We start from the raw sequence: 4,194 nt of genomic DNA on the forward strand, positions 1-4,194 counted from the left end.
GGGCCCCTTGGGCGGCGTTGGTTCCTGACTTGGCATCATGCTCCTTTATCCGTTCGTGTTGTCCATGCGTGGCGGGCGACCGGTCATCGGCCGACGCCGGGCCGAGGTTGGGCGGCGGGGTCCCCGCCCTCCCCCAGCGGTCCTTCGCACCTCTCGGGCCATGGGAGGGCCCCCGGTGCGACGGGATGGCGGCGCAGCGCCTCGTCCAGCCGGTCGAGCGCGGCGCGGTCGTGGTCATCGAGCCGCGCGTCCTGCGGTACCGCCCCGGCGGCGGACTTGGAGGACGCGGTGGCGGGTACTTCTCGCAGCAGCACCAGCGGTGCGCCGTCGGTCTCGCGGACATCGAGCACCCGCAGCAGCGTCCCGGGCGCGAAGACGACCTCGTCCCCGCCGGAAGCGGAGCCGGGGCGGCCGGTCAGCTGGCGCGTGCGGCGCCCGGTGACCGACCAGATGGCGTACTGCGCGCCGGCGGGCCGCACCGCCCCGGCCCCCGGCGGCAGCGCACACACCGGCCCCGGGTCGCGCAGCAGGGTTCCGGGGACCAGCCCGCCGTCCGCCTCGTGGGTACGGCGGCACGCCAGGCCCCGGTACGACGGCAGGCGCCGCAGCGCGGAGGCCACACAGGCGGCGTACGGCAGCAGCCGCTCGTCGCCCGTACGCATCCCGCGGGCGAGCGCGGCATGGCTCAGCCGCGCCGCCGGGGTGTCCGAGGCATCCGGGGCATCCGGGTCGTACGAGGTGTCCAGGTACACGTGGAGCGCGATCAGATCGATGCGCGCCGCCTCCTGCTCCGGCCCGCGCAGCGCGGGCATCCGGGTGAGGGCGCGGGTGACCGCGGCGCTGTGCCGCTCCCACACCGCGTCCGCGAGCGCCCGGAAGGCGGTCCGCTCGGCCTCCGTGCTGACGTGCCCCGGCAGGAACGGAACCGGCGGCAACGGCCGGAGGGGCACGGACGGCGTACGAGCGGCCGGGGGCTCGGGGGCCTGATGCTCGGCGGCCGGGGGCTCGGGAGTCGCGGGGGTCACGGGAGTCGTGGGCCCGGGCGCCGTGGCCGACGGGGGCGCCTGCGTGGACTGCGACCCCGTGGTGGACAGTGGGGCCGCCGGGAGTACGGGGGGTGCCATCAGCTCGGCAAGTGCCGGCGGCTCCGAGGACTCCGGGCTCGCCGGCGGGGTCCGCGTGGCCGGGGTCGCGGGGGTGTTCCGCGTCGCCTGGGGGGCCTGGCCCTGGGATGGGCGCGACAGCGGGGCACCCGGTTGGGTGGGCCGACGGGTCAGGGCGGATGCCGACGGGGCGCTGTCCCCGTCTCCGGCACCGTCGGGCGGGCTCTGCGACCGGAGCAGGTCCAGCATCGCGTCCAGTCCCATCGGAGGCAGCGACTGGCTCCGCTGGTCCGGCTCCATCGGGGGTGGGGGCGTGCCGCTCCCCGTCCGCAAGGGGCGTCCCGTTCCTGGGGGTTCGGGCCGCTCGGGGTCCCGTACGCGGCCGGAGCCCGGCGGCCTGCTCGGGCCCGGGTCGCCCGTTCGCGGCCTGGAGGACTCCGGCCCGGGCCCTGCCCCTGCCCCTGCCCCGGATGTGGCGGACGCGGCAGGCTCGCCGGGCGCGGCGGAGGTGTCGCGCGCGGCCGGGGCCGCGACCGGGGTCGACGCCGTGCTGACCATCGACGGTCGCGTCGGTGGGAGCACGGGACGCGGATCCTCGGTGGTTTCCAGCGGCGTGGCTTCCGGCAGCGTGGCTTCCTGCGGCGTGGCTTCGGGCGGCGCGGCTTCGGGGAGCGTTCCCAGGGACATCGGATCGCGCTCGTGGTCCGGCTCGGGCTCCGCCTCCGCGGCCGGGGCGGACGCGACCGGCGCCGGGCCGGGCTCCGTCGGCGCCTGGGCGGACTCGGCCGGGGCCGGGCGCCGCACCTCGGGCCTGGCGGGCGCGAGGCCGGCCCCGAAGCGGAGCGTCCGCAGGCCGTGTTCGGCGGCTATGCGGCGCAGTTCGCGGCCGCCGTCCGCGCACGTACCGAGTACGAACAGCCTGGCCCGGCCGCACACGTCGGCGCCGAGTCCGCCGAGCAGTTTGGCCAGCACGGGGTACAGCGTCGCGTCGATCGGCCGCCCGGGATGGCCCAGTTCGATCGCCGGTCCTTCCGGGTCCACCGCGCGGGCGGTGGCCGGTGGCGGCTCGCTCTCGGTGTCGGTGATCCACAGGCCCGCCCGGGTGACCGTGACCCGCCACTGCTCGGAGAGGCGTATGGCGCCGTGTTCCGCGCTGCCGCGGCCCGGAACGGGCGGGCTCCAGCGCGACAGGCGGGGGCTCGGGGCGGTCTCGCCCTCGCGCGCCGGGGCGCACACCACGGTGTCCACGAACGGCTGCCAGCGAGGCGCGCCATCGGCGCCGACGAGCACCGACCGCACCGTTCCGGGCTCGGTCGGGCTGCCGTAGGACATCAGCGGCATGCCGGTGCGGACGAGGAGTTCGACGCCGAGCGAGTCGGCAACCGACTGGCTGGTGCGCAGGATGTCCCGGGGGCCGCCGGGGGCGAGCCGGACGCGGGGCCTGACGGCCTCGGGGAGGGCGGCGAGGAGTTCGGTGAGGTCGCCCGCCGGGACGTCCTCGTCCTGTGGCGCGCCCAGCAGCACGGTGGGGCCGCGCGGGTCGGCCGGTACGGCGTAGCAGAGGTCGTCGGGGCGGGGCGGGTTCGCGTCGCGGGACCGGACCAGCACGCCCGCCGGGATCTGCTCGACGGCGTATCCGCCGGAGGTGCCGGCCGGCAGGTACTCGACCGCGGGCTGCCACGCGGGGGCCGGCTGGCGCGAGCCGATCCGCACCGGTTCCACCCCCGGCGCGAAGCGCCACCATCCGCCGCGCTCGCCGCCGCCACGCTCGCCACCGCCGCGCGCGACGCCCCGGCCCGAGCGCCGCTCCGGTACGAACAGACTGCCGCCGGGCACCACGACGGCGACGCCGTCGGGGGCGATCACCTCGATCTCCCAGGCGTCGGCGATCCGGCGGGCCACGGCGGGCTCGTCCGGTCGGTCGTCGCCTGCGGCCGACAAGACCAGCCGGACCACTCCGACGCCGTCCGAGCGGAGCGAGTCGAGCACCCCGCGGAGCCGCGGCCACAGCTCACCGGCCGACGACGCGTCGGCCCCGGCGACCACCGTCACGGTGTGCTCCGGGTCGACGGACAGGGCCCGGGCCAGGTCGGCGACGTCGGAGGTGGACAGCGTGTCGTCCGCGGGGGAGCGGAGCAGCACGACGCCGCCGTACTCCTCGACGAGCAGCGCCCCGCCCCGCCCGCGGCTCTCGGGACGCTCCAGCGTGGTGACGGGCGCGGACGGCGCGGGGTCGGCGGCGGGCCCGGTACGGGCTCGGGCGCCCCGCCTGCTGAACCAGCGGGCTCTGGCGCCCCCGGAACGGCTCACGCCTGTCCTCCTCGTTCTTCTCGGGCACCGGCCTGGCCCGCCTCGACCCGATCCGTTTCGGCCCGTTCGCCCCCGTCCGTCTCCTGCGCCGGGGCGCTCTCCACGGCCGCCAGCGCCTGCACCAGCTTGTCCGTGATCAGCACCATGCTCACCGCGGCGGAGCTGTTGACGCACACGTTGTGGCCCTCGGGGATCCGGTCGAGGACGTCGGCGATCCGCACCCGCTCGAACCCCAGCGGGCCGGTCTTGTGGAGGTGGCGCGCCGAGGTGTAGATCGGGACCACTGCCGTGCCGTCGGCTGCCGACGCGCTCACCGGCCGGCCGTCCGCCGTGACCAGCATCGCCAGTTCGGCCTTGGCCAGGGCGGCGGTGACGTCGTCCGCCGGGCCGTAGCCGGTGGTGGCGAGCTGGACGGCACGGTCCACGTCGTCGGTGGGCTCGGGCCACCCCCGCGCCCCCGGCGATGGCACGTAGTCCTCGTTGGCCTGCCACTCGACGATCTCGCCGTTGTCATCGGAGCGCCACTGGCCGACCACCGCGAACTCGGGCGGCGGGGCCTCCCCGCGCCAGGTGGGGTCGGTCAGGTAGAGCCAGTGGTTCGGCGCCGCCTTGGCCGCCTGGACGAACTCCTCGGGCGGTGCGGGGTCAACCGTGGCGGGGGTTTCACCGCTGGTGGCTGGGGCTTCGCCGCTGGTGGCGGGGGTAGTGGCTTCGCCGTTGGACTCACTCATCGTGTCCTCGCTTACTGTCGTGCTGTTCTGACGCCCGCGTGAGCGTCCCT

Annotated in this window: 2 protein-coding genes; both read right to left on the minus strand. The window is 76.9% G+C overall.

What is annotated here, in order from left to right:
- Positions 1-83 precede the first annotated feature (83 nt).
- The gene (locus ACWY4P_RS21770) at positions 84-3,413 is read right to left on the minus strand and encodes a hypothetical protein (RefSeq protein ID WP_456212216.1); all 3,330 of its coding nucleotides are present in this window, start codon (positions 3,411-3,413) and stop codon (positions 84-86) included.
- Positions 3,410-4,144 (minus strand): type VII secretion system-associated protein, encoded by a 735-nt coding sequence (locus tag ACWY4P_RS21775; protein WP_456212217.1) that lies wholly within the window; start codon positions 4,142-4,144, stop codon positions 3,410-3,412. The genes ACWY4P_RS21770 and ACWY4P_RS21775 overlap by 4 nt, the downstream gene beginning before the upstream one ends.
- Between the last annotated feature and the right edge of the window lie 50 nt (positions 4,145-4,194).

This window comes from Streptomyces sp. LZ34 (genome assembly GCF_053890475.1).

Excerpts from the sequence above, each read along its gene's own strand:
- ACWY4P_RS21775 (WP_456212217.1), bottom strand. The coding sequence starts at position 4,144 with ATGAGTGAGTCCAACGGCGAAGCCACTACCCCCGCCACCAGCGGCGAA.